Genomic DNA, 26209 nt, shown 5'->3' with positions numbered 1-26209 from the left:
AACTCATTGTGCGTAGCATTATAACAATTAAAATCCATTGTCAAAGTTGTTATAAACGATTAGTATCATAAGTTTAAACTATTGAGTTGCAATTATTGTTCGGTATTAATTATTGATTTTGGGTTTACCTTTATTTTTAGTATCTCGATAGCGTTGTTTTACTTTTTTCTTTTTTGCTTGTTCTTGCTTTTTATTTACATTTTTTTGTTTTGCCTTTTGTGATGGTTTTTTCTTGGTTACTGGTTTTGGCGCTTTAGTTTTAGGACGTAATTCATCAATCGTTCTTAGTTTGATTGGTTCTTTAATATAGCGCTCAATTTTTTGCAGTAATTCATTATCATGCGCCTCGACTAGCATAATTGCTGTTCCTTTTTTGCCCGCGCGTGCGGTGCGCCCAATTCTATGTAAATAGACATCAGCCGTTTTTGGTGCATCAAAATTAATAACATGAGTAATATTGTCAATATCAATACCTCGTGCAGCAACATCGGTTGCAACAAGCACATTGACAGTGTTATTGCTGATTCTCTTTATTGCTTCGTTTCGTTTGGCTTGTACCATCTCACCTTCTAAATAACAACTATGGATACCAGCTTGATGCAGTAGGCTAACTAATTCATGGACACGTTCGCGTTTACGAACAAATACAATTGTTTTTTTTAATTCTTCTTGTTTTAATAAGTGAATAAGAAGTGCCACTTTATGAGTTAAATCATCAGCACGATAATAAAATTGTAGGATTTTTTTACGCTCTTTGCGTGATGGCTCGGCATTGATTTCGATAGGATCATTCAAAATACGGCTAGCAAAATTATGTAGTCCTTCACCTTCCAGTATGGCTGAAAATAATAAGGTTTGTTTACGCCAACGGGTTTCCGCTGAAATTGTTTCGACATCTTTGGAAAAACCCATGTCTAACATGCGATCGGCTTCGTCTAAAATAAGCATTTCAACCGCTCGGCAATCGAAGTTCTCTTCTTTTATATACTGTAATAATCGGCCTGTTGTAGCAATAACGATATCTTGGTTTTTGCTAAACACTTCAGCGTGATTCATATAGGCAACGCCACCTGTAATAGTTGCAATGCTTAAATTTGTTGATTCGGTTAATAATTTAGCTTGTTCAGCAATTTGCATGGCTAGTTCACGCGTTGGCGTTAAAATTAAAATTCGTGGTGGGCCAGGCTTACGACGTGGAAAATCAAGTAAATGTTGTACGGACGGAATTAAAAAAGCCAACGTTTTACCTGTACCTGTTGGTGCGGAACCTAAAATATCTTTGCCATCTAAAGCAACAGGGATCGTTTGTGCTTGGATTATGGTGGGAGTGTTTATATTTTGTGTTTGAAGATTATGAATTAAAATATCATCTAATTCTAAATCAGAAAAAGTGTGTGCTGTCATAGTGTTCTTTTTATCTAAAATTATAGGGCACATTATAACGTTAATCGTTATAACTACAATCAATAAAAGTGTGATGGAGTATTATTCAATCTTTATGGAGTACTTAATTGTAAAGAAGTGATTGTAGTGAAAACATAGTTTTATTTCTAAAACTAGATGCTTTATCCAAGCGAAACTTATCATCGTTGGCTGTTTGTGGTAAGATATATGGCTATTTATGATAACATGTATAATGACTATTTATAGTGCTAAAGATAAATTAGTTTAAATAATTAATTTTTAATTATTTTGTGATTTAACACGATTGACTCAAATTTCTATATTAAATAATACTCTTTTAATAACTATCAGATAATGAATATAACCGAATGTTTCTCGAATGATAATTATAATCAACAGTTGAAAAAAAAAGTAGATAATTTAAAAGCATTATTGTCAGACTTTTCGCTTCCCGAATTATCAGTACATTGTTCACCTATTAGCCATTACCGTATGCGTGCTGAGTTTAGAATCTGGCATGATGGTGAAGATCTTTATCATATTATGTATGATAAAAAAACAAAAAAGCGAATACGGATTGATGAATTTCCTATTGCAACTAAGCTAATTAATCAAGCTATGCAAACCATTTTACCTTTATTGCAATATAATCAGTTACTTCGCCATATGCTGTTTCAAATTGATTATTTTTCGACTTTAAGTGGTCAGTTATTAATTACGCTTTTATATCATAAAAAATTAAGCGATGAATGGATCATAGAAGCAAAAAAATTAAAAGCACAGTTAGCTGAGCATGGAGTAATCGCTAATATTGTAGGGAGAGCGAGTAATCAAAAAATAGCAATTGATGTGGATTATGTTGATGAAGTGTTGCCAGTAATGGATAAGACGTTTATTTATCGACAAATTGAAAATAGTTTTACTCAACCAAATGCGGCAGTAAATATTAAAATGCTACAGTGGGCTATATCGGTTACAAAAAATTCATCTGGTGATTTACTTGAGTTTTATTGTGGTAATGGTAATTTTTCGATCGCGCTGGCACAAAATTTTCGCAAAGTATTGGCAACCGAAATAGCTAAAGCATCAGTTTATTCAGCTCTGCATAATATAGAAGTTAATCAAATCGATAATCTTAATATTGTACGGTTGTCAGCCGAAGAATTTACTAGTGCAATTAAAAAAGAACGAGAGTTTAATCGTTTAAAAGGAATCAATTTGAATGACTATCAGTGTGATACGGTACTTGTTGATCCGCCACGAGGGGGAGTGGATTTAAATACTATTAATATATTAAAAACTTACAAAACAATTATTTATATTTCGTGTAATCCTAATACATTGCGTGACAATTTGCAGTTATTAACTAAGACACATTCGATTCAACATTTTGCTATGTTCGATCAATTTCCTTATACAGATCATGTCGAAACAGGTATTGTATTGTGTAAAAAGTAATAGGAAGTAATATTCAATGTGGAGTATTTTTGTTAAAATATATTCAATTTATGCCTAACTAATTGTTGTTTCGGGTGAATGTAAGCTTGCATCGACCTATAACAAAAAAACCCTAGATAAACTAGGGCTGCATTAAATTGCAAGGAATGGATGAAAGGAAATAAAACAATGAAACAATAATGTCTAGCCTCATGAATCATTGTGTAGCTACTATAACAAAGATAAACCAACTAATTAATGACATCATAATTACAAAATAGTCATTAAACCATCATGATTGGTTTGGTGTTTATCATTTATTCTATAGCTGTATTATGCAATTACGACAACCAGACAAATAACAAAGGAAGTATTCAAATATGAAATTGTTAGTAGTTGAAGATGAGCAAAAAACAGGTGAGTATCTTCGCCAAGGTTTAGTTGAATCTGGATTTGTTGTTGATTTAACAAATAATGGTCTTGATGGTTATCATAGAGCCATGACAGAAGATTATGATCTAATTATTTTAGATGTTATGTTGCCTGATATAGTTGGTTGGAAAATTGTTCAGTCACTGCGAGAAGCAGGCAAAGAGACCCCAATCATGTTTCTTACCGCTATGGGGAGTGTGGAGGATAAAGTTAAAGGCTTTAACTTAGGTGCAGATGATTACCTAGTAAAACCTTTCTCGTTTGCTGAATTATTGGCTCGAGTTAAATCTATGCTTCGACGTAATGTCCCTCAAGTCAATAATTCTCAATTGAGTATTGCGGATTTGATCATGGACCTTCCTAAACGTATGGTAACACGTGGAGATAAACGCATTGATTTAACCAATAAAGAATTTTTGTTATTAGAATATTTTTTACGTTATCCTGGTGAAGTATTACCTAGATCATTAATTGCATCTCAAGTTTGGGATATGAATTTCGATAGTGATACAAATGTGATTGATGTTGCAATTCGAAGATTGCGTAATAAAATCGATGCTGATTTTGAGCCAAAATTAATTCATACAGTCCGTGGAATGGGGTATAAGTTAGATGTCTTGGATGAAGCAGAATAAATTAATTTCGTTTCGTTTGCCTCTTATTGTTTGTTTATTAACTTGTGGCTTACTTTATTGTTTTAGTTTTTTTATTGAGCGTTCTTTTGAAAAAATTTCAATTCAACAAAATGTATCTGAACTTAATTCGGTTATTGATTCTATAGAACGTGAACTTGTTTATTATTCTCCAGATGAGAATCGTGATGAATTTATTCAAAATTTATTATTAATTTTGACTGGACATCATCGTCTATTCGTTTATGTTATTGATGAAAACGGTAAAATTGTTTATCGAACCCGTGGACCTAATCTAACGGTTGCTAAAAATCATATTGATTTTGATACCATTATTACAAATCACAGTACTGCTATTTGGAATCAAGATAAAGCCTCATATCGAGTTGCTGCCTCACGAGTTGTTATTGAAAATGGTAGACAATATACAACCATAGTTGCTGTTGGTCGTGATTTACATATTGAATTCATTCGGCGATTACACGATGGTTTAGGATTGCTTATTGCTATTGCTTGTATTTTGGCTTTAATTGGTTCTTTTGTTAGTGTCTATTTTACCCAAAAACCAATTAATCGATTGATTAAAAAGATCGAAAAAATTAATTTTAAAAATCTGAATTACCGCATTCCTACTTCTTTAGTGCCAATTAAATATGTTAGTTTAGTGAAAGCATTCAATGATATGCTTAGTCGGATAGAGGATGTATTTCAACGACAACGTAATTTTACAGCAGATATTGCCCATGAGATAAGAACGCCTATTACCAATCTAACAACTCAAACGCAAATAGTACTGAGTAATGCCAGAACGACTAAGGAATATCGTGAGATTTTATATTCTAATTTAGAAGAATACGAAAAAATGTCACAGATGATTTCTGATATGTTATTTTTAGCACAAGCAGATAATCATCAATTGGTGCCTAATTTAATTGATATTGACTTACATAGCTTGATCACAATGATGTATGAATATTTTGAACCACTTACCGATGAGAAGAATATTGCTATTAATCTTGAAGGTAATTGTTCTCATATTCAAGGTGATAAGATGATGTTAAGTAGGGCAATCAGTAATATTTTATCCAATGCAATCCGTTATACACCTGAAAATCAAACAATTACTATAACTTTAAGTCAAGTAAGTGAAAAGCGCATTCGAATTATTATTTCTAATCCAGGTAAAAAAGTTGACAGTAAACACTTGCCACACCTTTTTGATCGGTTTTACCGAGTTGACGAATCACGTCATCGTAATGATAGTTCGGGCACAGGAATAGGGCTTGCTATCGTCAAATCCATTATTGAAACACATAAAGGTTCAATTTACGCTGAGTCTGATGAGCAATCAACCCGTTTTATTATTAATTTACCAACCACTATTTAACATCAAAGTCGCTGATCAGTAAATTAGCCGCTGCATAAGCGGCTTTATCTTTTAGTTCTTGTGGGACATTTTCGTTACGAACAACTTCGTCTAATACTTGCATAACAGCACCTAAGGCATCATCAATATAACCGAGATCATTACTGCCAATTTGTGCGTATTTTTCATAAATAAGATCGCTATATTTATTCATTAAATTCATTTTTTTATTTCACTTATAAAAAGCCAGCTAATTGTTTGTAAACTTGCTCGGCTTGAATGGTTTGCATACATTTTTCATTTGAGATAATGCTAAATTGATTTTTTCCATAGCCACCAATTAATTTTGGATCGGTTTTGCCAAATAAAGTAAAATTCGGACGATCTAGTGCAGCGGTTAGATGACTTAAACCAGTATCTACCGAAACAACGGCTTTTGCTCCCGCAATAACGGTTGCTATATCAGAAAGTGAAAGTTTGGGAAGTACCTCTACGTGTTGGAATCCTTGTGCTAGACGAATTGCTCGTGCTTGCTCATGTGGTGCTCCCCAAGGTAATTTTATTTTTAACCCAGTCGGCTCAACTAATTTAATTAATTTCCGCCAAGCATCTTCACTCCAGTGCTTTTCATCTCGTGTTGTTGCGTGTAAAAAAATCAGATATTGCTGATTATCGATAGGTAATGAAGATAAAAAGTGACGCGCAATTGCATAATCACCCATTGAATCAGGTAATTTATATTGTAGGCTTTTTGCAAACAGTAATCTAACGCGTTCAATAGCATGCATTTGTTTAGGTACATTGTGTTTTACATCATAAAACCAACTAGCAATTGGTTCTTTGATACTTTTGCGATCCAAACCGTGTTTAATACCCCGTGCTTTACGAGTAATAAGAAACGCACTTTTAATGAGTCCTTGTGCATCAATAATCACATCATAATGTTGTCGTCTTAAGGTATCAATAAAATCATGGCGCTCTTGACGAATTGCTTTAGCGAACCAATTTTTTCGCCAGCGTCTTATTGCAACCGGTATCACTTGGTTTACAGCAAAGTGCCAACTAGGTATTTGGGCAAAATTTTCTTCTACTACCCAATCAAAGGATATATTTGGTAAATTGTTAGCAGCATCAGTTAATGCTGGTAAAGAATGAAGTACATCCCCCATGGATGATGTTTTAACCATTAATACTCTCATTATTCATTACTCTTCTTACAGCGCATGATGAGTTTCATCAAGGTTTCGAAAACAATATCGGGTTTAATATCGATCAGGCTTTGATGGTAACCTTGTTCTGCATCGCCTTTACGAACACGGTGGTATCCGGTAATTAAACGAATAACTTCAGCTTTATCTGATAGTGGAGGGGTAAAATCTGGACTACTTGGCCCATAAAGAGCAACCAGTGGTCTGTCTAAAGCTGCTGCAACATGCATTAGTCCAGAGTCATTAGTCACAATGGCTTTACAAGCAGCAATTAGGTTAACAGCTTGTTCTAATTGTGTTTGACCTGCTAGATTGATACATTTATCGCGATGTATCATTTTAGCAATAATTTTTTCTCCTACTTCACGATCATTTTGGGACCCAAAAATAATAATTTTAGCGTGCTGTTTAACTAGCATATCAGCAAGTGCCGCGTAATGATAATCGGGCCAGCGTTTTGCAGGGCCAAATTCAGCACCAGGACAAAAGCCAATTAATGGTTCATCTTGTGTTATAGTAAAAGTTGAAAGAGCTTGGGTTATTTCATCTTGTTCGACATTGAGTTTTGGCCATAGTAGTGGTTGTGGTAAATCGGAAGCCGAATGAATCTGTCTATCAGGATAAGCAAGAGCAATATAGCGTTCAACCATCAACGGAAATGCTTGCTTATCAAGTTTACGAAGATCATTTAATAAACCATAACGCATCTCGCCTTTCCAACCTGTACGTTTAGGAATTTTGGCAAAAAATGGAATCAATGCTGATTTGAATGAATTAGGTAATACAATAGCCTGATCATAATGGTTATCACGCAGTGATTTACCTATTTCATGACGTTTTTTTAAAGCAAACTCACCATGGCCTAATGGCATTGCAATTGCTTGATTCACTTCTGGCATTTTATTTAATAGCGCTCGACACCAAGCCGGCGCTAAAACATCAATTTCGTTATTAGAATCAAGTTGTTTTAATGTACGATACAGGCTTTGCGACATCATCATATCGCCAACCCATGAAGGACCAATAATGAGTGTTTTCATTTAATCAATTCCATCTTATTGTTCATTAAGCCATTTCATATATTCAGTAGTTCCTTCTGCAACATTTTTAAATTCAATTGGGCATTTAGTTTGTCTAAATTTAGTCAGATCTGCTTGGGTATAGCTTTGATACCGTCCTTTTAGGTGTTCAGGAAAGGGGATATAATCAATTTCATCTTTTTTATGGTAAGTAAGAACCGCATCAGCGACAGCTTGGAACGATTCTGCTCGACCTGTTCCACAGTTATAAATTCCTGATATTTTATTTTTCCAGAACCATAAATTGACCGCAACGACATCACCAACATAAATAAAGTCACGTTTAAAGTTTTCACTACCTGCAAAGAGTTTTGGTTTTTCACCTTTATTAATTTGTTCATTTAGATGAAATGCGACACTTGCCATGCTACCTTTATGTGATTCACGTGGTCCATAGACATTAAAATAACGGAATCCACAAATAGGCGAATTAGCTTGGGGTAGTAATTGTCTCACATATTGGTCAAATAAGAATTTAGAATATCCATATACGTTTAATGGCTTTTCGTAAGAGCGATCTTCAATAAAGTTATCACTGCGCCCACCATAAGTAGCGGCTGATGAAGCATATAAAAATGGAATATTGAAATCGAGACAGTAATGCAACAAGTCTTTAGAATAGTCATAGTTATTTTCCATCATAAATTTGCCATCCCATTCTGTGGTTGACGAACAGGCACCTTGATGAAAAACAACTTCAATATTAAGATCTTCATGACTAATAATAGCTGCGATGAACTCATCTTTGTCCATATAATCGGCAATATCTAGATCAGCTAGATTAGAAAATTTAGTGCCGTCAGTTAGATCATCAACCACTAAAATATCTTTATGCCCAAGGTCATTCAAACCTTTAACAATATTACTACCAATGAACCCAGCACCGCCCGTTACAACAATCATGATTATTTTCCTTAATCAATAAAACTAATCTGCTTATAATAACGATTTATGATAAATTTTACGAGTGCTCATTTAAAAAAGCATGAGTAAAAAGAGTTTATTGTGAATTCATTTTATTTTTTGCAGTAACTAATATATATCTTGCTAAATTAAGATAAGGTTCAGTTTGGCAGTATTTTTGTTCAAGTTCTAATAGTTGTTCAAAATGAGTTTCTGCTTTGGATTTGTTGATTAGGTAGTCATGGAAAATACGAATCCCCGTTTTTTGCAAAATATCAAAATCAAGTTGTGTAAGCCAGTGATATACGTCTGTTGGAACTCTTGGATAATCGGGAGAAAGTGTCTTTTTCTTACGCTTAGCTAACCCTGATTTTGTGTAACCAAAATTGCCTAATGTGACCGTTTTAAACAAAAGCGCATGATAGTTATAAAACATTAACGATAAAAAACCATCAGATTTAAGGTGTTGTTTTAATGATTTTATTAATTCAATTGGTTCAGCAACCCACTCTAATACAGCATGACAAATGACTAAATCAAACTGTTTGTTTATTAAGTTATCAAGCTGCTGAATAGGGCAACAAAGACAATCTATATTTATCTTTTCGGATTGAGCTTTTTGTTTTGCCAGTTCTAGCATTTGTTCAGAGATATCGCAAAGCGTTACTTGATGCCCAAGTTTGGCTAGCCGACAGGCGATCTGACCTTGTCCTCCACCAGCATCTAGAATATTTAATGATTTATTGTGTGGATAGGTAGCTAAAACTTTTTCTAGTTCTTGCCATACTACTGCTTCGCGAATTTGACCTTTGGTTGTGCCATAAATATTTTGTGCAAATTTATTGCTGATATCATCAAAATTACGATCTTGTTTATTCATGAATTATTTTTGATTGTTTAGTTGTTTTGCTTCAGCATTTATTTGCGCTATTTTAGTTGCCATTAGGCTATAGCACTGTTCCATTAAGACTCTAGTATCCTCTTTGCCTAGATTTTTTGTTTCGATAGGTTCTAACATTTCAACAATGATATGTCCATTATTTAGGCGGTTTAATTTAATATTATTGGTTTGCGATACACAGATCGGCACAATTGGTACTCCAGCAGCAATGGCTGCTTTAAAAGCACCTGTTTTAAACGGTAATAATCCCCGTCCACGGCTACGAGTACCCTCAGGAAACATCCAAATAGATATGCCACGCTTTTTAATTTCATTAACAACTTGCCCAATTGTATCGTGAGCTTTTGATTTATTGTTTCGGTCAATAAGAATGTTACCTGTAAGGTAATAAAGTTGCCCAAAAAAAGGAATCCAAGCTAGACTTTTTTTTCCTACTGTTACCGTTTTAGATTGCACAACATCACCCGCTACAACTATATCATAGTTATCTTGATGATTAGCAATATAGATACAGCTAGCTATTTTATTGATATTAGGGATAGTGCGAGTATCAACTTTTACACCCAATATAGGTTTAAAGAAAAAACTAAATAAATGAGCAAATCTTGCTACGTTCTTGGGATTTCTTGGGTTGAAAAGGCAAAAAATGATACCTAAAACACAAACGATAATACCAATTATAACAATACTAATTAAGCGAAAAAGAAATACCATAATTTACCTCATAAGTTGACTTGGCGTATTATATACATAATCAAGACTAATATACAGTTCATTAACGGCTTCTGTTTAAAGGATGATTATGCATAAATCGACTATTATTTGGGACAAGAATCAAACTCCTATTTCTACTTATTTTGGTGATGTTTATTTCAATACCGAAGGTGCAATTGAGGAAACCAGATATGTATTTATTGAGGGTAATGATTTACGTCAACGTTTTTTGCATCATAAGCAAGATACATTTATAGTTGGCGAAACAGGCTTTGGCTCTGGGCTAAGTTTTTTGATTTTATGGGAAACATTTTTGCATTTTAGAAGTCAATACCCGAATCATATACTTAAACATCTTGCATTTTTTAGTGTTGAAAAGTACCCATTATCGTTAAATGAATTAATAAAGATTCATAATAATGTACTTTCTAAAAATAAAACATTACTTTCGTTATCAAAACGACTTCAGGCTTTTTTAATTGATTCTACTTTCCAGTTTGACGATGTTAGTTTAAAGATATGTAATGATGATATTAGCAATTTTTCAGATTTTTTAACAAAGCAAAATGTGTTGATCGATGCTTGGTTTTTTGATGGGTTTTCGCCAGCAAAAAATCCGGATATGTGGGTAAAATCATTATTTGAAGATTGCTATACATTAACGGCTTTAAATGGCTCTTTTGCTACCTTTACTGCGGCTGGGTATGTGAGACGAAATTTACTAAATGCTGGATTCAAAGTAGTTAAACGCAAAGGTTTTGGGATAAAGCGTGAAATGTTAATTGGTTATAAAAATGAGTAGCCTTGCCAGAGTAATTGCGCAAGGCCAAACATTTTATTAAAACTAATTTGATTTAAAAATCGAATTGATAAATAATATCCAATGTTTGTGCTAAGCTTGATGTAGCATCTAAATATAGACTAGGCATTAGTCTGTAACGCAAAGTAAAAGTAGCCAACGAGTCAAAAATACCTACTCCATATTTAAGTTGTAAATTAGGTAATATGTAGCCACTAACCACAACTTTAGAGTTATTACCGGCACCTTGTGTATCAAGTGTTAGATTTTTAATACCAAATACATTACCAATATCGCCAATATATTTACCTGTTTTTGCTGTTCCAATACCAACCAGTAATGCTGTCATCATATCGCTATCACTTTGTTCTGCACTATCAAGTCCTTGTCCTCGGATTAAGTAGGATAGTGCTTCTTGCTGTGACATGGCGGGATCTGAAAATACTTCAATTTTTGGCGATTCAGACGATCCTGTAACACGGATTCCAGCCATGATATTACTATTTTCCATTGATTCTGGATTACGGATTGCTTCAATATCGAGTGTGGCTTGATCCGCTGATCCTGAAAATGTAACGATGCCTTTATGAATAATCAAATCTTGTCCATAGGCATGGAATCGACCTGTTGGAATTAAAACCTCACCATGTAGATCAAGCCCTTTATTAGTTTGTGCCGCAATTAAGTTACCTTTAAGTGAAGCCTTTAACCCAAATGCATCGACAGTAACATTATCGCCTATATCGATTTCAATATGACTAAAAATTTTAATGTCAAGCTCTTGTTTTTTAATTGCTTTTAGATTTATATCGAGCATTACTTCATCTGGTGAAACATCAACACTTGATGCGGGAAGTGATTCAACAGTTATTTTTCCTTTTGGAATGCTAACTTTACCTAATAAAGTTAATTCATCTTGTGTTGCATTGATTTTAATATCTGGAACAATTGACATAACAATCATTGGTGGCACAGTAACTTCCATGGCAGCGCCATTAACAGCTAATGAGGCTTGCCATTTATCTATAGTATTCCAGCTGGCATTACCATTAATATTAACATTGCCAGCTTGCGTAGTTAAAACACCTTTTAATGTGGATGATTTACCATTGAAATTGAGGTCAAATTTAGCTGATTTAATATCAATTGGTAATTGGCTTGATTTGATTTCACTATTTTGTAAGTTAATGTTTCCTGTTAGCAATGGCTCATTTAAGGAACCAGAAAATTTAATGTTACCGTTAATAGCCCCTTTGGCATAGTCTTTGCTATCTAATAACGGGTTAATAATTGCTAAAGCTAAGTGATCGATACTTAATTGACCACTTAATTTTTTTTGTTCAATTGGATCAGTAATAACAAGATTACCGTTTATTTTTCCTAATTTATTCAGACCAAATTTCCAATCCAATTTAGCTTGTTGTTCATTAAATTCAGCATCTATTTTGAAAACATCAAAAGGCAATAGTAACGATTGAGAGGTAACCATTTGTTGAATATAAACATCATAACTTGTTAAATTTGCTTTTATTAATGGTATTGTATTGTCATTATTAAATTGAATAGTTATTTTTCCATTTATACTACCAGCAAGTTTGGTTTCACCGTCATTTTGTATCGGTAGCTTAGATAGATTAATGTTTTTTAAGGTGATACTTGTATTAGTATTTTTGGCTAACAAAAATTGCTTATCGAGGCAAATGCTTGACTTCCCATTAATCCAGCAATGAGCATTAATTGCTGGGATTTGATTATTAACATCATAAGATAAGTCAACAGATTTAGCTAATTGCCAACTGTTATTTTTGTTTAAATTGAGTAGCGCTCCTGAAATGGTTCCGTTCCACTTTGTGCGTTCCTTATCAAGTTTTCCTGTTAACGATGTTTTTAGTGATGCAGGTTCACCATCAATATTAACGGTTAATATATGTTGGCTTTCACTACCAGATAGATCAACATTTAGTTTTTTTATGGTTTGGTTTGAAAGTTCTATTGATTGTCCTGTGAGTTTAATGTTGCCACTGATCTGTTCTTTATACTCAACTTTACCTATAAGATTAGCTTTGGCTATTTTGATGGTGTTAAAAGATAGCGAGTTAATGGCTAAACTAGTATCTATAATTGCATTATCATGTGTACGATTAAGTTTTATATTGCCTACAATTGAACCTTGCATATCATCAACTAATAACGATAATGATTCGAGATTTAGCTTCGCCTGTAAGTTGCCTTTTTCAGCGGAACCATTTAAATCGAACTGATTTTTACCCCATTTTATTGCAAAATTATTTGCAGTGGCTAAATTTTCAGAATCAACATATACGTTACCAGATGCTAAAAAATTGGCACGATTAATATTACCTTTTAGTTGCAGATCGGATAAATCAAATGCCCATTTATCCTTGTCTAATATGCCTGTAGTTTTAAATTGACCATTTAATTGAATCGGATAGCTAGGTAGTTCTTTGTACATATCAACATTATTTAGTTTTATGTTGATATCCCATTGTAATGCTTGTGACCAACTTATATTTCCATCTATATTAATTTCACCTTGAGGTAATTTAATGATGCCATGATCAATGCTTGCCTCTTGATTAGTTCCTTTGCCAGCAATATCAAACGAAGTATTAATTAATTCTTTCCCTTCAACAATACCTTTGGCCGACATTTGAAACTGCTTTACATTACCATTTATTGATGTGGAAAAATTATTTAATTGATATTGTGCTTGCCCTTCAATTGGCCATTGAATATGCTTACCTTCAATTTGAGTGATTACAGGTAAGTATTTTTCAATAAAATTGATGTGTCCACTCATCACCATTTGATTCGAACCATCAAGTTTTATGTTGGTCAATAACTCACCAAGCAATTTGCCTGAAAACTGTGCATCAAGTTGATTTTGTTCGGTATTTGCTTTTATTAAAGCTAATATTGGCCAGTCATCGTGTAATGTTATTTCGCCAGAAAGTGAAGCATGTCCGCTAGCATAGGGAGTTATAGCATCAGTATCTAATTGTTTTATAATAATACGGCTATTAACAATATTGGTTTGAATTGCAACGTTATCAAATAGATAATCTTGCCCCCCCATATGTAATAGCCAGTTTGTCCCTCTTAAACTAGTCATATTAATATCTAATGGAATATTAACCTGAGGCAATGATTCAATTAGCGGTTGATTAAAAAGTTGGGAAATTTTTTCATTAAGTGCGATATCTTTATCGGACGTTTTTACTGGTACATCTGCTCTTTGATTACCTGTAAAAATAGCACTTAACTCTGTGGCAACAGCAGGATAAACATAAATCTGATTATTAACCCATGTGGCTTTACCCGTGAAGTCAGACATTCCAAATTGCATATCATCAACAGTGACTTTTACATTAGTAAGGTGTGTGCTGTTAAGCTCTATAGGTAATGGAGTTTTGAGAACAAAATGTTGTTCTGCGGTAGTATCAATAGTAGTTTCACTTGGTGAACTTTCGATTTCTTTAGTGTTAATTGAAACATTTACACCATTGGCATTGAATTGATTGACGCAGACTTCAGTCTTTAATAAACAAAGTCCTGTGAGTGAAAATGAAGCATCATTAACTTGAACATTAATACCCGGTAATTCAAGCGAAAGTCCTTGTATATGCAAATCATGAAAGGTGCCTTCAACTTGAGCTATTTTTAACTCAGGTAGAAATTTATTTAAAACATAGGTGGTTAATTTTACACCAAGACTGGTGTATATAAACAAAATAACAAAAACAATTAGAAAGGCGATAACAGATAAAATGGCGATGCTTCGTTTTTTCCATTTACGTATCCGCTTTAATTTTTTTACTTTTTTAAATCTAGCTGAATTTTTAGTCATATTATAATTCGCTTCCTAAGCCAATGTATAGGTGAATAGAGCCTGTATCTTTGTTAAGTGGTGTTGCTAAATCAACCTTTATTGGTCCGACCGGCGAAGCCCAACGAATGCCAAAACCAGTTCCTGTATAAAATTTAGTTGTATCAACTTTATCTATTGCTTCACCTGTATCTACAAATGCGGCTCCCCACCATGATCCAGATAAATTATATTGATATTCAAGTGAACCTGTGATGAGTTTAGAAGCTCCTTTTAATTTACCTTTTTTATCCTTAGGCGAAATAGACTGATAACTGTAACCTCGAATACTGCGTTCACCACCAGCAAAAAATCTAAATGATGGTGGAACACGGTCAAAATTGCTCGCTTGTATAATGCCAAAATTGCCACGAGCTATAAATCGATGCGATTTTTTTAAGGAGCGAATCCATGCTTGTTGTGCCTGAAATCGCACTAGATTAATATCTGAACCTAATTGTTCTCCAGCTGCTTCAATAGAATAACGTTGCGAATCTCCCCACATTGCTAATAAACTACCATCAGAACGGATTCTTGATATGCTAAGTGACGGGTAATACAAAAATGTTTTAAAACTTGAATCCCCTTGGGTAAAGTCATCATTTAGCATATTTAATCCTAATGCCGTTTGCCACCCATAAAAATTATCCCAGTTGCGCAAAGCCCCGAACGTATAAGAACGTGAGTAGGTATCATTATTATCTATCTTTTTATAACCACCTTGAATAGTGTAATATTGCTCTAATGGTGATTTTTTCAAAGGGATTTTGTAACTCATGGTCACCAATTGTTCTGGCGAAGATAAAGATAAGTTACTTTGAAAACTTTGCCCCCGACTATTGATCCAAGGTTTATTCCAACCAATCTTACCATGCACGCCGTTATCTGTTGAAAAGCCCAATCCTAAGTCCATATTATTTTTTTTCCGGGGTGAGGTTTCTACATCAATAGGAAGAACTCTATCTTCGGTTAGATGAGGAAAATCTGGGACAACAACCACTGAATTAAACCAGTTTGTAGAGGTAAGGCGTCTATTTAATAATGATAATTGTTCTGCTGTATATTCCTCACCGTCTTTAAACGGCACAATATTTGCTAAATAGTCATCACGAATTTTGGCATTATGAAAAGTAACTTTACCAAATCGATAGCGTCTACCTGTTGTATAATCAATATTCCAAAAGGCTTGATGCTCAGACATAGATACAGCTAGTTGATGTTTAGGCATATTGGCATCAAAGTAACCTTTTTTTAGTGATAAATTTTGCAGACTTTTCTTAAATGATTCATAGATCCCATGATTTAACACATCGCCAATTTTTGGTAAGTCATTTTTAAGTAAATATTGAAAATCAGGATCTTGTAGCCCCTCACCAGTAATATTAACATTAAGCTGATTAACTAATACGGGTTCACCAAGTGATATGTTAACAACAAGAACCTTCGGATTTTGTGCGTTATATTCAAAGTTAGGAGAGTAGTAACCCAATGCGCGTAATGCTTTTTTTGCTTCACTTTCGAAATAACGCTTAAAATTTGGAGTATTACTAACTTTGTCAGGTGTAATTAATGAAGTACGTGCCTCAACATTATCAGCAAGATCGCCTTTTAATCCCTTAATGGATAATTCCATGTCAGCATAACTTGACGTAGTTGTTATAACTAAAAGTAAACCTAATGAACAGGAGAATCGAGACACATATACCTCGTATAATATTAAGATTCAAGTAAAGTTACATGACCTATAAAAGGTAAGTGACGGTAGTGCTGAGCATAGTCAATACCATAACCTACAACAAATTCGTCAGGAATTGAAAATCCGATATATTTAACTGGAACGTTTACTTCACGGCGAGAGGGTTTGTCTAACAACGTACAAATTTCAATACTACGTGGATGGCGCAATTTTAAAATAGCCATGACTTTGCTAAGAGTATTACCCGTATCTATAATATCTTCGATTATTAATACATCTTTATCACGGATATCTTCATCTAAGTCTTTTAAGATTTTAACGTCACGGTTACTAATAACAGCATTACCATAGCTTGATGCTGTCATAAAATCAACTTCGTGCCCGACAGTAATTGCTCGGCTCAAATCGGCCATAAAAATAAAAGAGCCACGTAAAAGTCCAACTAAGATTAGTTCATTTTGGCTATGTTGATAATCTTGGCTTATTTGTTGACCTAGTTCAATTACACGTTTTTGGACATCATCAGCAGATATCATCATTTCTAAGGTGTGTTTTTTCATTAATAATTCTCAAATTAACTTTTAAAAATTAAATTAGATTTTAACAATTTTCCTTTATAAAAAGAATAAGAAAACTAATTTTTTATTAAAGTAATATGGAAATAAATTATAGAGTTTTATACATAAACAACTAGTTATCGGAAACTTTTTGACAACCATTCTTGACCAATTTTTTTTGTAAGCGACGTTTTTTAAAAAAGCTGCTTAAAACAGTACTACACTCGTTAATCAACACTCCGCTAGTCACTTCTGCAAAATGGTTAATACCTTGGTAAGCAAGAACATCAATAAAAGAACCTGCTGCGCCAGTTTTATAATCTTTAGCACCATATACTACACGTTTAATACGACTGTGTATAATGGCTCCAGCACACATAATGCAAGGCTCAAGTGTGGTATACAGGGTCGTATTAATCAAACGATAGTTATTCAAATATTTACCTGCTTGTTCAATAGCCATCATTTCAGCGTGCGCAGTGGGATTATGCGTGCTGATGGGTTGATTAAAACCTTCGCCAATAATTTGATTATTTTCATCAACAATTACAGCACCGACAGGGATTTCTCCAAGCAACTCGGCGCGTTTAGCAAGCACTAGTGCATGTTGCATCCAAATTTCATCTGACATTTTCAAATTACAAATTATTTAGATTTAAAACATCGCGCATGTCGTATAAACCAACGGGTTGTTTGGCAAGCCAGAGCGAGGCTCGAACAGCGCCATTAGCGAATGTCATGCGGCTAGATGCTTTATGACTAATTTCAACGCGCTCACCAATATCGGCAAAGATAGCAGTATGTTCTCCTACTATGTCTCCAGCACGGATAGTGGCAAAGCCGATAGCGCCTTGTGGTCTTTCCCCTGTATGACCTTCACGGCAGTAAACTGCACGATCTTTTAAGTTGCAATCAAGTGCATCTGCAATGGCTTCACCCATGGCTAATGCTGTACCAGAAGGGGCATCAACCTTGTGACGGTGATGGGCTTCAATAATTTCGATATCAGTATAACCGCCCATAATTTTGGTAGCTTTTTCCAATAATTTTAGCATTAAGTTAACACCGACACTGAAGTTTGCGGCAAAGACAATGGCAATGTTTTTCGCTGCATCAGTAATAGCTAGTTTGCCTGCATCATCAAAACCAGTTGTGCCAATGATTATCATTTTTTTATTTTCAACACAAAAAGCTAAGTGGGCGAGTGTGCCTTCAGGTCGCGTAAAATCGATCAATACGTCAAATTGATCTTTAGCTTGTTCTAGATTATCGGTGACTTTAATGCCACAAATACCGATCCCTGCAAGCTCACCTGCATCACTACCAATTAGTGAGGAACCTGCTCGTTCAAATGCTGCTCCTAAGGTAACTCCTTCAATTTGCGAAACAGCTTGGATAAGTTGCCGTCCCATTTTGCCACCTGCGCCGGCAATTGCGATACGAATCATATTTGTTGACATATAACTTTCCTTAATTTTTTTATGAATATAAATAAATATTATAGCGGAAAATACATAACTTATACACATCAACTAAACTTAAATGCTACAATTTTTGAACCGTTTTATATAAAAATATAATTAGGAGTTATTATGCGATCTCCGTGGTATTTTGGTTGGAATATCGTTATTGCGGCTTCTTTTCTCACTTTGCTTTCTAGTGGCTTGAGGATGAGTATGGGAGTTTTTTTTCTTCCCATTGCAAATGATCTTAATTTTAGTCGTAGCGTTCTTTCTGGAATTATTGCTATAGGTATGCTTTTCTCTGGAATTGCTATGCCAATAGCGGGATATTTAGTTGGTAAATATGGCACTCGTTTTGTCCTAATATTTGGTTCCATCATTATTATTATTTCTACTGTTTGGGCTGCTAACTCAACTGATTATTGGAACTTTTTTCTATCTTTTGGTGTTGCATTATCTTTTGGTACTTCTTTTGTTGGTTCTGTCAGTTTTACGCCTATTGTGGCACGTTGGTTTATCAAGCGTAGAGGATTGGCTTTATTTATTTTATCAACAGGAAGTATGGCAGGTATTGCAGTGATGTTACCTGTTTTTGCTTTCTTCATTCCTATTTATGGATGGCAAACAACGCTAATTTCGTTTGCTGTGATTTTTATGATTATCGCTTTGCCTATTGCTTTGTTTATTATGAAAGATAATCAATCTGAAATCGAAGCCTATAGTATAGAGCCTGTTATCAATCAAAAAATAGAGCCTAGTATCAAACTTATAGATGTGTTAAAAACACGTCCATTTTGGCAACTGAGTTTTGGGCTTTTTACCTGTGGCTTCAGTATGAATTTATTAGGAACACATGGAGTCCCAATGCTTATCGATCATGGATTTGACCCTATCATTAGTTCTAATGGTATTGGTTTGATTGGTTTAGTGGCTATTTTTAGTACCTTAGTTTTGGGTTATTTATCTGATATAGTGCAACGAAAAAACATTTTAATGATGGTCTATTTAATACGAGGTTTAGGTTTTATTGCTCTTGTTTTAGCATCAACTAAATGGCAGCTTTTTACTATTGCAGCAGTGGGTGGTTTGGTTTGGGCCGGTGCTTTGTCGATGTCTGGAGCCATTACCGCTGATATTTATGGTGTAAAAATTGTGGGACTACTTTCAGGATTAACCTATTTGGGACATCAAATTGGTGCGATGATTGGTTCATGGTTAGGTGGATGGGCTTATGATCATTTACATACTCATTTAGTTGCGTTTGGTACGGCGAGTATTTTATTGTTACTTGCGGCGTTTAGTGCTTATCATCTTCCTAAACGATAATCGTTCAAAACAAATGGACGCCAAGTAGCGTCCATTCTTGCTTATAAAACTTTTAATAATTCAACATCAAAAATTAATGCGCTGTATGGCGGAATTGATGCGCCAGCACCCTGAGCACCATAGGCTAATTCTTGAGGAATATATAAACGCCATTTTGAACCTTCAGGCATAAGTTGTAACGCTTCAACCCAGCCTTGAATTACGCCATTGACTGGAAACTCAGCAGGTTGACCACGTTCAACAGAACTATCAAATACTGTGCCATCAATTAGTTGCCCTGTATAATGAACTTGCACGCGATCGGTTGCTTTCGGTAAATCGCCATCGCCTTGTTTGATGATTTCATACTGTAAACCAGATTCAGTTGATTTAATGCCATCTTTTTTGATATTTTTTGCTAGAAAATCTTTACCTGCTTGAGCAATTTTTTCTGCTTGTTTGGCCTTCTCTTTGGTCGCTTGTTCATGCACATGGCGTAATGCTTCATGTAATTCTTGCAGAGGTAAAGCCGGTTGATTACCAGCTAAAACATCTTCCATTGCTAGTTTTAACGCATTAAGTTCTAAATTGTTCAATCCAGATTCTTTTAATTGTTGCCCAATTTGTAAGCCGATTGCATAGCTTGCTTTTTGTTCAATAGTTTCTAACTTCATTTTTTACCTTTATATAGTTAATTGGTAAGGTTTATTAATAAGGTGATTAGTTTGGAGATACATAAGTAAAAGTCAAGTAATAATTCATATTATCAAACCTTATTACTATTTCATTACATAACTTCGAAAGAATTTATTAATTTGGCTAGCACTTAATTAAAAGATCAGCGATAATACGGATCATTAAATTTTAAAGAATGGATTAAGTGTAGATGTTGTTTCGTAAATTTTCCGCACTTGCAATTGTAACTAGTGTTTTATTAACGGGTTGTTCTGTTGTTGATCGTTGGGTCTATAGACCTGATATTAATCAGGGTAATTATGTGACACCAGATGCTATTGAGCTATTGCAAGTTGGGCAAAGCAAAGAGCAAGTTGTGTTTATTATGGGCTCACCAATGCTAACTTCTATTTTTGGTGATAGTGTTTGGTATTATGTTTTCCGGCAACAACCACAGCATGGTGCTGTTAGCCAAAGAACTTACGCTGTCTATTTTGATGAAATGGGTATTGTTAAGGATATCAAAACTTCAGAGCTAGCTGGTTCAAAATCTTTAGAAGAGATGAATAAACAAGGTATATCAGATCCAATTGATACTAAATCCGAAGATGATGATGTTCCTGAATCTTAATTAAAATATTAATAAAAAACCTCGTTAAAAACGAGGTTTTTTATTTTAGATTAGTTATTTAAACAAAAAAGTAATGGATTAAAATAATATTTATTAGTAATAACCATTACTGTATGAAGCAATAATAGAAACAATAATTATCATATATATAATGAAAAATAGTATTGAAGCGATAAATGTTATTAAAGCATATTTCCAATAGCCATATAGGTTTTCAATAGCATCAATAATATCATTTTCTTTTTGAACACTTGCAGCTAAGCTAAATGCGCTTCCTGACTTAAAAAGTTTTACCCCAGCAATGATTTGTGGAATACCAATAATAGCAGTGATTATACCTAGACAGGTAAGAGCGCCTACAATTATAAAAATAACGCCAAAAATTTGTTGCATTGTTGCAATAAAACGCATATGTTTTTTTAATAATTCAGTAGTTTGAAAAGAAATTACATTTGCTTGATTTGTATCCATTTTTATTCCTTATATTGTTGCTCTATTTAAAAACGACAAATAGAATAACATTTTTTCAATTAATGTCGAGGTGATTTTTTGCATACTAGCTCAAGTTTAAATCGTTTTTCTATTGCCCCAATGTTAGATTGGACAGATAAACATTGCCGTTATTTTCATCGAATTTTAACAAAAAAAGCATTGCTATATACCGAAATGGTGACTACAGGCGCAATTTTATTTGGGAAAGGTGATTATTTAGCTTTCAACAATGAAGAGCATCCAGTTAGCTTGCAACTAGGCGGTAGCGATCCTAACGCATTAGCGCAATGTGCAAAATTAGCGCAAGAACGTGGTTATGACGAAATCAACTTAAATGTGGGATGTCCATCAGATCGCGTACAAAATGGTATGTTTGGTGCTTGTTTAATGGGAAATCCAAATTTGGTTGCCGATTGTATTGCTCAGATGCAAGATCAGGTTGATATTCCCGTCACGGTAAAAACAAGAATTGGTATTGATGATTGCGATAGCTATACTTTTTTGTGTCAATTTATTGAAAAGGTAATGCCTTACACCAAAACATTTATTGTACATGCGCGCAAAGCATGGTTATCAGGATTAAGCCCAAAGGAAAATCGTGAGGTTCCGCCACTTGACTATGAACGTGTTTATAAATTGAAACAAGATTATCCCAATTTAACTATAGCCATCAATGGTGGCATAAAAACAATTGATGAAATAAAATGCCATTTACAGCATGTTGATGGTGTAATGGTTGGGCGAGAGGCATATCAAAATCCACTGTTACTTACTGAAATTGATACGCAAATTTTTGGCACAAATGCTCCCGTCATTGATCCTCTATCTGCTATTCAAGCACTTTACCCTTATATCGAACAACAGCTAATGCAAGGTGCGCAACTTAACCATATTATGAGGCATACTTTAGGTATATTTAATGGACGTAAAGGAGCAAGGCAATGGCGGCGTTATCTTAGCGAAAATACGCATAAAAAAGGGGCAGGGGTCGAGGTTGTTGAACAGGCTTTAACATTCATCAAATAATATTTAACAAAATAGCAATTAAATTCGCTCAATAATGACGCTAATTGCGCGCTGCTAGTATATCGTTATATACTAGCTCACATTTTCCCTAATGGTTTTATTCTGTGCGTTTAAATTCAAGTCAACAAAAAGCCGTTGAATATGTTTCAGGACCGTGCCTTGTTTTAGCTGGGGCAGGTTCTGGCAAAACTCGGGTTATCATTAACAAAATTTCCTATTTAATTCGTGTTAAAGAATATTTACCACGCCATATTGTTGCAGTTACCTTTACGAATAAAGCCGCACGCGAAATGAAAGAACGTATAGCCCAAGCACTTAGTAAACAAGAAGCAAGAGGGCTTAAAATATCAACATTCCATACGCTAGGATTGGATATTATTCGCCGAGAGTATACTCATCTGGGAATTAAATCTAACTTCTCACTATTTGATGATCATGATCAAACAGCGCTACTCAAGGAACTAACTCATCAATGGTTAGAAGATGATAAGGATTTGATTAATCAATTACGCTCAACAATCTCAAATTGGAAAAATGATCTTGTTGATTCAACTATTGCGATGGCAAGAGCGCAGACGAATAAAGAGAAACTATTTGCTCACTGTTATCAATTGTATGAAAAACAATTAAAAGCTTGCAGTATATTAGATTTTGATGATCTTATATTATTGCCCACACTCTTATTAAAAACCAACGAAGAAGTTCGCGAAAAATGGCAAAACAAAGTTCGTTATTTGTTGGTTGATGAATATCAAGACACAAACACAAGTCAGTACGAATTTATCAAATTACTAGTTGGTAACCGAGCTAAATTTACTGTTGTTGGTGATGATGATCAGTCTATTTACTCTTGGCGTGGTGCACGACCACAAAATTTAGTATTACTTAAACAAGATTTTCCTAATTTAGAAGTGATCAAATTAGAACAAAATTACCGATCATCGGGTCGAATTTTAAAAGTGGCGAATATCTTAATCGAAAATAATCCACATATCTTTGAAAAAAAACTTTTCTCAGAACTGGGTTATGGTGAAACATTAAAAGTTATTTCAGCCGATAGCGAAGAGCATGAAGCCGAAAAAGTTATTAATCACCTTATTGGCCATCGCTTTGCGCATAACAGTCAATATGGTCAATACGCTATCTTATATCGTGGCAATCATCAGGCACGACTAATTGAAAAGATACTCATGCAATATCGGATACCGTATCGAATCTCTGGCGGTACATCATTTTTTGCTCGAATTGAAATTAAAGATTTAATGGCATATTTGCGATTATTAACTAATCCAGATGATGATAATGCGTTTATTCGTATTATCAACACACCAAAACGAGAAATTGGTCCAGCAACTATTCAAAAACTTGGCGAATGGGCTAATCATCGAGGTGTTAGTTTATATCAAGCAAGCCATGATATGGGGTTGACCCAATTGCTTTCAGGTAAACGTATGGAGTCATTACAAGAATTCATACAATGGTTTGATGCCCTTATTCAAAAATCTCATACTGAACCCATGGAAGCTATTTATGAACTTCTACACGGGATTCATTATGAGAGCTGGATTTATGAAACCTCATCATCCCCAACATCAGGGCAAATGCGTATGCGGAATGTAGAACAATTGGTCAGTTGGTTAAACGATATGTTGCAAGGTGATGATATTGATGAAGCAATGACACTTGAACAAGCTGTCGCTAGATTTACTTTGCGTGATATGTTAGAACGTAACGAGTCCGAAGAAGAACTCGACCAAGTACAACTTATGACACTACATGCATCTAAAGGATTAGAGTTTCCTTATGTCTACTTGATTGGCATGTCCGAAGGTTTATTACCTCATCAAACCAGCATTGATGAAGATAACATTGAAGAAGAGCGCCGTTTAGCTTATGTTGGTATTACTCGGGCGCAACGAGAACTGACTTTTTCTTTTAGCCGGCAACGTAAACAATTTGGCGAAACCCTTCAAGTTGAACCGAGTCGATTTTTATTAGAACTGCCACAAGACGACTTGGAGTGGCAAGATCAGCGTAACGAATTATCACCTGAAAAAAAAATGCAACAAGGGCAAAGTAGGCTAGCCATGCTAAAAGCGCAAATTGCCAAGGCTAAGTAACCAAATTTTGACAATTATAAAATAAGGAATAACAAATGATGAAGTTAATAATAAGTGTCATATTAATTTTAACTAGTTGCTTTGCGAATGCTACAGGTTTAAATTATCACTCAGAACGCACGAGGCTCTATCAATTAACCAAAAAATTTGAAGCGCAAAAAACATTACCTAGGTTATATACAAAAGAAGGTAAAGAAATTCTTAGCCAATTTACTGATCCCAAACTTCTTGAGAATTTTTCAAAAGATAAAATAGATGAGAAATTAGATATAACCAATTATATCAACCATATAGTTGAGATTTATTTAACCTTTTCATCAAATAAATCAAACGAAATAACCAGCCAAGATCTAACGAATAACCTAAAACGATTTCAACAAGAAATTATTTTATTAAGTACTTTTAATATAAAATATTTTGCGGCAATATCTCCCCATATTAATCAGTTTTATAAAGAACTTCCCGATAATGAAAGAGGTGGAGTCATATAGTATAGTGTGAAAATGATGCAATCAGAAATGTTAAAATATTACTACGGTGGATTTAAGTGGATTGCTTTACCAGACTGTTTAACTGAACAATCTAAATTGGATATTATCACCACATTAGAACAGTCAGCTGAAAATTACGCAAAATTTATCCCAGAATCGAAAAAGACAGCAATCATTGAAAAGGCCGAACAATTAATAACTCAACAACCTATATTTAAATCACAGTTATCACATATTATCGAAGTGATGAAAACAAACGAATGTGAAGAAATATGTCAAATAATCACTAAAAAAAACTAAGTAATAGCATGAAAATATAGAGTTAATTAAAATATAAAGTTATTAGGGGCTGTTGATCTTTGCTGTACATAAATTACTCAACAATACATTGGCAGCCACATTAACATAAATGCCAGTGATACCATACTGGCATAATTCCTTTCTAACTTATCGTATCTAGTTGATATTGAACGATATTGCTTGATTCTAGCAAAGGCATTCTCGACTAAATGACGATAGCGATAAAGGCACCTATCCATACTGCTTTTATCTATATCCTTACCATAATTACGTTTAGCAATCACCGTTCGTCCGCCTTTTTGACGAACAAAGCACCGAAAAGGCTCGCTGTCATAACCTTTATCGGCTATCACTGTATTGACTTCATCAAGCTTTTCAACTAGGTTTTCTGCATAAGTGATATCATGTCGTTGTCCTTCAGAAAGCTCAAAACAAATAGGCAAACCACCACTATCAACCGCAAGATGAATTTTAGTTGAATTACCACCACAGCTCTGACCTATTTGCTCGGAATACTCCGTTGCAGCGCCTGTACTATGTTGATGAGCCCTGATAATCGAGCCATCTAGGAACACCCATTCAAAATCCGCTAGTTGTGATAAATGTTTGAAAATATCAACTAATATTCCTTTTTTAGACCACAAATTAAATCGCCTATAGACAGTGCTCCATTCACCAAACTCTTCTGGCAA

At 34.4% G+C, this 26209-nt stretch carries 25 protein-coding genes; 10 read left to right on the top strand and 15 right to left on the bottom strand.

The window, feature by feature from the left end; genetic code table 11:
- Positions 1 to 105: 105 nt before the first annotated feature.
- The gene (gene srmB, locus A9G31_RS01620; RefSeq protein WP_065560149.1) at positions 106 to 1404 is read right to left on the bottom strand and encodes an ATP-dependent RNA helicase SrmB; all 1299 of its coding nucleotides are present in this window, start codon (positions 1402 to 1404) and stop codon (positions 106 to 108) included.
- Between the two features lie 354 nt (positions 1405 to 1758).
- Here srmB and trmA point away from each other — a divergent pair, with 354 nt between their 5' ends.
- From trmA to A9G31_RS01605, 3 genes are all read left to right on the top strand, one after another.
- Positions 1759 to 2862, top strand: coding sequence for a tRNA (uridine(54)-C5)-methyltransferase TrmA (gene trmA / locus A9G31_RS01615; protein WP_065560148.1), 1104 nt, complete (start codon positions 1759 to 1761; stop codon positions 2860 to 2862).
- Between the two features lie 359 nt (positions 2863 to 3221).
- Entirely contained in the window at positions 3222 to 3908 is a 687-nt protein-coding gene (locus tag A9G31_RS01610; protein ID WP_065560147.1) for a heavy metal response regulator transcription factor, read from the top strand.
- On the top strand, positions 3895 to 5292 hold the full coding sequence (locus A9G31_RS01605; RefSeq protein WP_176700333.1) for a heavy metal sensor histidine kinase: 1398 nt from the start codon (positions 3895 to 3897) through the stop codon (positions 5290 to 5292). The genes A9G31_RS01610 and A9G31_RS01605 overlap by 14 nt, the downstream gene beginning before the upstream one ends.
- Here the strand turns inward: A9G31_RS01605 and A9G31_RS01600 are convergent.
- The 6 genes from A9G31_RS01600 to A9G31_RS01575 form a co-directional block, all read right to left on the bottom strand.
- A complete protein-coding gene (locus tag A9G31_RS01600; RefSeq protein ID WP_065560145.1) occupies positions 5285 to 5485 on the bottom strand; it encodes a YaeP family protein in 201 nt (66 codons plus the stop codon). The genes A9G31_RS01605 and A9G31_RS01600 overlap by 8 nt on opposite strands.
- Before the next feature lie 22 nt (positions 5486 to 5507).
- Positions 5508 to 6470: a lipopolysaccharide heptosyltransferase RfaC gene (rfaC, locus tag A9G31_RS01595; RefSeq protein ID WP_065560144.1), complete on the bottom strand. Its 963-nt coding sequence runs from the start codon at positions 6468 to 6470 to the stop codon at positions 5508 to 5510.
- Positions 6470 to 7519 carry an ADP-heptose--LPS heptosyltransferase RfaF gene (gene rfaF, locus A9G31_RS01590; protein WP_065560143.1) on the bottom strand — a complete coding sequence of 350 codons (1050 nt, stop codon included), beginning with the start codon at positions 7517 to 7519 and terminating at the stop codon, positions 6470 to 6472. The genes rfaC and rfaF overlap by 1 nt, the downstream gene beginning before the upstream one ends.
- A gap of 15 nt (positions 7520 to 7534) precedes the next feature.
- Positions 7535 to 8461, bottom strand: coding sequence for an ADP-glyceromanno-heptose 6-epimerase (gene rfaD, locus A9G31_RS01585; RefSeq protein ID WP_065560142.1), 927 nt, complete (start codon positions 8459 to 8461; stop codon positions 7535 to 7537).
- Positions 8462 to 8558: 97 nt separating this feature from the next.
- Positions 8559 to 9341, bottom strand: a complete 783-nt coding sequence (locus tag A9G31_RS01580; RefSeq protein ID WP_065560141.1) for a methyltransferase domain-containing protein — start codon at positions 9339 to 9341, stop codon at positions 8559 to 8561.
- 3 nt (positions 9342 to 9344) lie between these two features.
- Entirely contained in the window at positions 9345 to 10076 is a 732-nt protein-coding gene (locus A9G31_RS01575; protein WP_065560140.1) for a 1-acylglycerol-3-phosphate O-acyltransferase, read from the bottom strand.
- An 88-nt stretch (positions 10077 to 10164) separates the two neighbouring features.
- On the opposite strand from A9G31_RS01575, the gene mnmD reads away from it, so the two are divergent.
- Positions 10165 to 10878 carry a tRNA (5-methylaminomethyl-2-thiouridine)(34)-methyltransferase MnmD gene (gene mnmD / locus A9G31_RS01570; RefSeq protein ID WP_065560139.1) on the top strand — a complete coding sequence of 238 codons (714 nt, stop codon included), beginning with the start codon at positions 10165 to 10167 and terminating at the stop codon, positions 10876 to 10878.
- A 52-nt stretch (positions 10879 to 10930) separates the two neighbouring features.
- Here mnmD and tamB read toward each other — a convergent pair whose 3' ends face one another.
- The 5 genes from tamB to dapB all read right to left on the bottom strand — a co-directional run bounded on the left by tamB (position 10931) and on the right by dapB (position 18474).
- Positions 10931 to 14743, bottom strand: coding sequence for an autotransporter assembly complex protein TamB (gene tamB / locus A9G31_RS01565; protein ID WP_065560138.1), 3813 nt, complete (start codon positions 14741 to 14743; stop codon positions 10931 to 10933).
- Position 14744: 1 nt separating this feature from the next.
- Positions 14745 to 16460: an autotransporter assembly complex protein TamA gene (gene tamA, locus A9G31_RS01560; RefSeq protein ID WP_065560137.1), complete on the bottom strand. Its 1716-nt coding sequence runs from the start codon at positions 16458 to 16460 to the stop codon at positions 14745 to 14747.
- A gap of 17 nt (positions 16461 to 16477) precedes the next feature.
- The gene (gene hpt, locus A9G31_RS01555) at positions 16478 to 17017 is read right to left on the bottom strand and encodes a hypoxanthine phosphoribosyltransferase (RefSeq protein WP_065560136.1); all 540 of its coding nucleotides are present in this window, start codon (positions 17015 to 17017) and stop codon (positions 16478 to 16480) included.
- A 130-nt stretch (positions 17018 to 17147) separates the two neighbouring features.
- On the bottom strand, positions 17148 to 17645 hold the full coding sequence (gene tadA / locus A9G31_RS01550) for a tRNA adenosine(34) deaminase TadA (RefSeq protein ID WP_065560135.1): 498 nt from the start codon (positions 17643 to 17645) through the stop codon (positions 17148 to 17150).
- A 7-nt stretch (positions 17646 to 17652) separates the two neighbouring features.
- Positions 17653 to 18474, bottom strand: coding sequence for a 4-hydroxy-tetrahydrodipicolinate reductase (dapB, locus tag A9G31_RS01545; RefSeq protein ID WP_065560134.1), 822 nt, complete (start codon positions 18472 to 18474; stop codon positions 17653 to 17655).
- Positions 18475 to 18606: 132 nt separating this feature from the next.
- Between dapB and A9G31_RS01540 the strand changes: the two genes are divergently transcribed.
- Entirely contained in the window at positions 18607 to 19803 is a 1197-nt protein-coding gene (locus A9G31_RS01540) for an MFS transporter (RefSeq protein ID WP_065560133.1), read from the top strand.
- 41 nt (positions 19804 to 19844) lie between these two features.
- On the opposite strand, the gene A9G31_RS01535 is transcribed toward A9G31_RS01540, so the two are convergent.
- The gene (locus A9G31_RS01535) at positions 19845 to 20456 is read right to left on the bottom strand and encodes an FKBP-type peptidyl-prolyl cis-trans isomerase (protein ID WP_065560132.1); all 612 of its coding nucleotides are present in this window, start codon (positions 20454 to 20456) and stop codon (positions 19845 to 19847) included.
- 212 nt (positions 20457 to 20668) lie between these two features.
- Between A9G31_RS01535 and bamE the strand changes: the two genes are divergently transcribed.
- Complete coding sequence (bamE, locus tag A9G31_RS01530) at positions 20669 to 21088, top strand: outer membrane protein assembly factor BamE (RefSeq protein WP_065560131.1); 420 nt, start codon at positions 20669 to 20671, stop codon at positions 21086 to 21088.
- Positions 21089 to 21181: 93 nt separating this feature from the next.
- On the opposite strand, the gene A9G31_RS01525 is transcribed toward bamE, so the two are convergent.
- Complete coding sequence (locus A9G31_RS01525) at positions 21182 to 21559, bottom strand: DUF5362 family protein (RefSeq protein ID WP_065560130.1); 378 nt, start codon at positions 21557 to 21559, stop codon at positions 21182 to 21184.
- Between the two features lie 120 nt (positions 21560 to 21679).
- On the opposite strand from A9G31_RS01525, the gene dusA reads away from it, so the two are divergent.
- From dusA to A9G31_RS01505, 4 genes are all read left to right on the top strand, one after another.
- A complete protein-coding gene (gene dusA / locus A9G31_RS01520; RefSeq protein WP_081299300.1) occupies positions 21680 to 22606 on the top strand; it encodes a tRNA dihydrouridine(20/20a) synthase DusA in 927 nt (308 codons plus the stop codon).
- Between the two features lie 104 nt (positions 22607 to 22710).
- The gene (gene rep / locus A9G31_RS01515) at positions 22711 to 24726 is read left to right on the top strand and encodes a DNA helicase Rep (protein ID WP_065560128.1); all 2016 of its coding nucleotides are present in this window, start codon (positions 22711 to 22713) and stop codon (positions 24724 to 24726) included.
- Between the two features lie 35 nt (positions 24727 to 24761).
- The gene (locus A9G31_RS01510) at positions 24762 to 25217 is read left to right on the top strand and encodes a hypothetical protein (RefSeq protein WP_065560127.1); all 456 of its coding nucleotides are present in this window, start codon (positions 24762 to 24764) and stop codon (positions 25215 to 25217) included.
- 12 nt (positions 25218 to 25229) lie between these two features.
- A complete protein-coding gene (locus tag A9G31_RS01505) occupies positions 25230 to 25517 on the top strand; it encodes a hypothetical protein (protein WP_065560126.1) in 288 nt (95 codons plus the stop codon).
- Between the two features lie 77 nt (positions 25518 to 25594).
- Here A9G31_RS01505 and A9G31_RS01500 read toward each other — a convergent pair.
- Positions 25595 to 26209, bottom strand: a 615-nt coding sequence (locus A9G31_RS01500; RefSeq protein WP_065559901.1) for an IS5 family transposase, incomplete at its 5' end; no start/stop codon positions are given.

Origin of the sequence: Gilliamella sp. Gris1-4, from assembly GCF_001690335.1 — a bacterium.
In the GTDB taxonomy this organism is placed as follows: domain Bacteria; phylum Pseudomonadota; class Gammaproteobacteria; order Enterobacterales; family Orbaceae; genus Gilliamella; species Gilliamella apicola_P.
This window is presented reverse-complemented; position numbering and strand designations above follow the sequence as displayed.

What these genes read in the sequence shown, in the direction of transcription:
- A9G31_RS01580 (WP_065560141.1), bottom strand. Translation starts at nt 9,341, where the DNA reads ATGAATAAACAAGATCGTAATTTTGATGATATCAGCAATAAATTTGCA.
- rfaD (WP_065560142.1), bottom strand. Translation starts at nt 8,461, where the DNA reads ATGATTGTTGTAACGGGCGGTGCTGGGTTCATTGGTAGTAATATTGTT.
- mnmD (WP_065560139.1), top strand. Translation starts at nt 10,165, where the DNA reads ATGCATAAATCGACTATTATTTGGGACAAGAATCAAACTCCTATTTCT.
- A9G31_RS01505 (WP_065560126.1), top strand. Translation starts at nt 25,230, where the DNA reads ATGATGCAATCAGAAATGTTAAAATATTACTACGGTGGATTTAAGTGG.
- tamB (WP_065560138.1), bottom strand. Translation starts at nt 14,743, where the DNA reads ATGACTAAAAATTCAGCTAGATTTAAAAAAGTAAAAAAATTAAAGCGG.
- rfaC (WP_065560144.1), bottom strand. Translation starts at nt 6,470, where the DNA reads ATGAGAGTATTAATGGTTAAAACATCATCCATGGGGGATGTACTTCAT.
- A9G31_RS01600 (WP_065560145.1), bottom strand. Translation starts at nt 5,485, where the DNA reads ATGAATAAATATAGCGATCTTATTTATGAAAAATACGCACAAATTGGC.
- A9G31_RS01535 (WP_065560132.1), bottom strand. Translation starts at nt 20,456, where the DNA reads ATGAAGTTAGAAACTATTGAACAAAAAGCAAGCTATGCAATCGGCTTA.
- A9G31_RS01610 (WP_065560147.1), top strand. Translation starts at nt 3,222, where the DNA reads ATGAAATTGTTAGTAGTTGAAGATGAGCAAAAAACAGGTGAGTATCTT.
- A9G31_RS01575 (WP_065560140.1), bottom strand. Translation starts at nt 10,076, where the DNA reads ATGGTATTTCTTTTTCGCTTAATTAGTATTGTTATAATTGGTATTATC.
- bamE (WP_065560131.1), top strand. Translation starts at nt 20,669, where the DNA reads ATGTTGTTTCGTAAATTTTCCGCACTTGCAATTGTAACTAGTGTTTTA.
- dapB (WP_065560134.1), bottom strand. Translation starts at nt 18,474, where the DNA reads ATGTCAACAAATATGATTCGTATCGCAATTGCCGGCGCAGGTGGCAAA.
- A9G31_RS01605 (WP_176700333.1), top strand. Translation starts at nt 3,895, where the DNA reads ATGAAGCAGAATAAATTAATTTCGTTTCGTTTGCCTCTTATTGTTTGT.
- A9G31_RS01540 (WP_065560133.1), top strand. Translation starts at nt 18,607, where the DNA reads ATGCGATCTCCGTGGTATTTTGGTTGGAATATCGTTATTGCGGCTTCT.
- A9G31_RS01525 (WP_065560130.1), bottom strand. Translation starts at nt 21,559, where the DNA reads ATGGATACAAATCAAGCAAATGTAATTTCTTTTCAAACTACTGAATTA.
- hpt (WP_065560136.1), bottom strand. Translation starts at nt 17,017, where the DNA reads ATGAAAAAACACACCTTAGAAATGATGATATCTGCTGATGATGTCCAA.
- rfaF (WP_065560143.1), bottom strand. Translation starts at nt 7,519, where the DNA reads ATGAAAACACTCATTATTGGTCCTTCATGGGTTGGCGATATGATGATG.
- trmA (WP_065560148.1), top strand. Translation starts at nt 1,759, where the DNA reads ATGAATATAACCGAATGTTTCTCGAATGATAATTATAATCAACAGTTG.
- A9G31_RS01510 (WP_065560127.1), top strand. Translation starts at nt 24,762, where the DNA reads ATGATGAAGTTAATAATAAGTGTCATATTAATTTTAACTAGTTGCTTT.
- srmB (WP_065560149.1), bottom strand. Translation starts at nt 1,404, where the DNA reads ATGACAGCACACACTTTTTCTGATTTAGAATTAGATGATATTTTAATT.
- tadA (WP_065560135.1), bottom strand. Translation starts at nt 17,645, where the DNA reads ATGTCAGATGAAATTTGGATGCAACATGCACTAGTGCTTGCTAAACGC.
- dusA (WP_081299300.1), top strand. Translation starts at nt 21,680, where the DNA reads ATGTTAGATTGGACAGATAAACATTGCCGTTATTTTCATCGAATTTTA.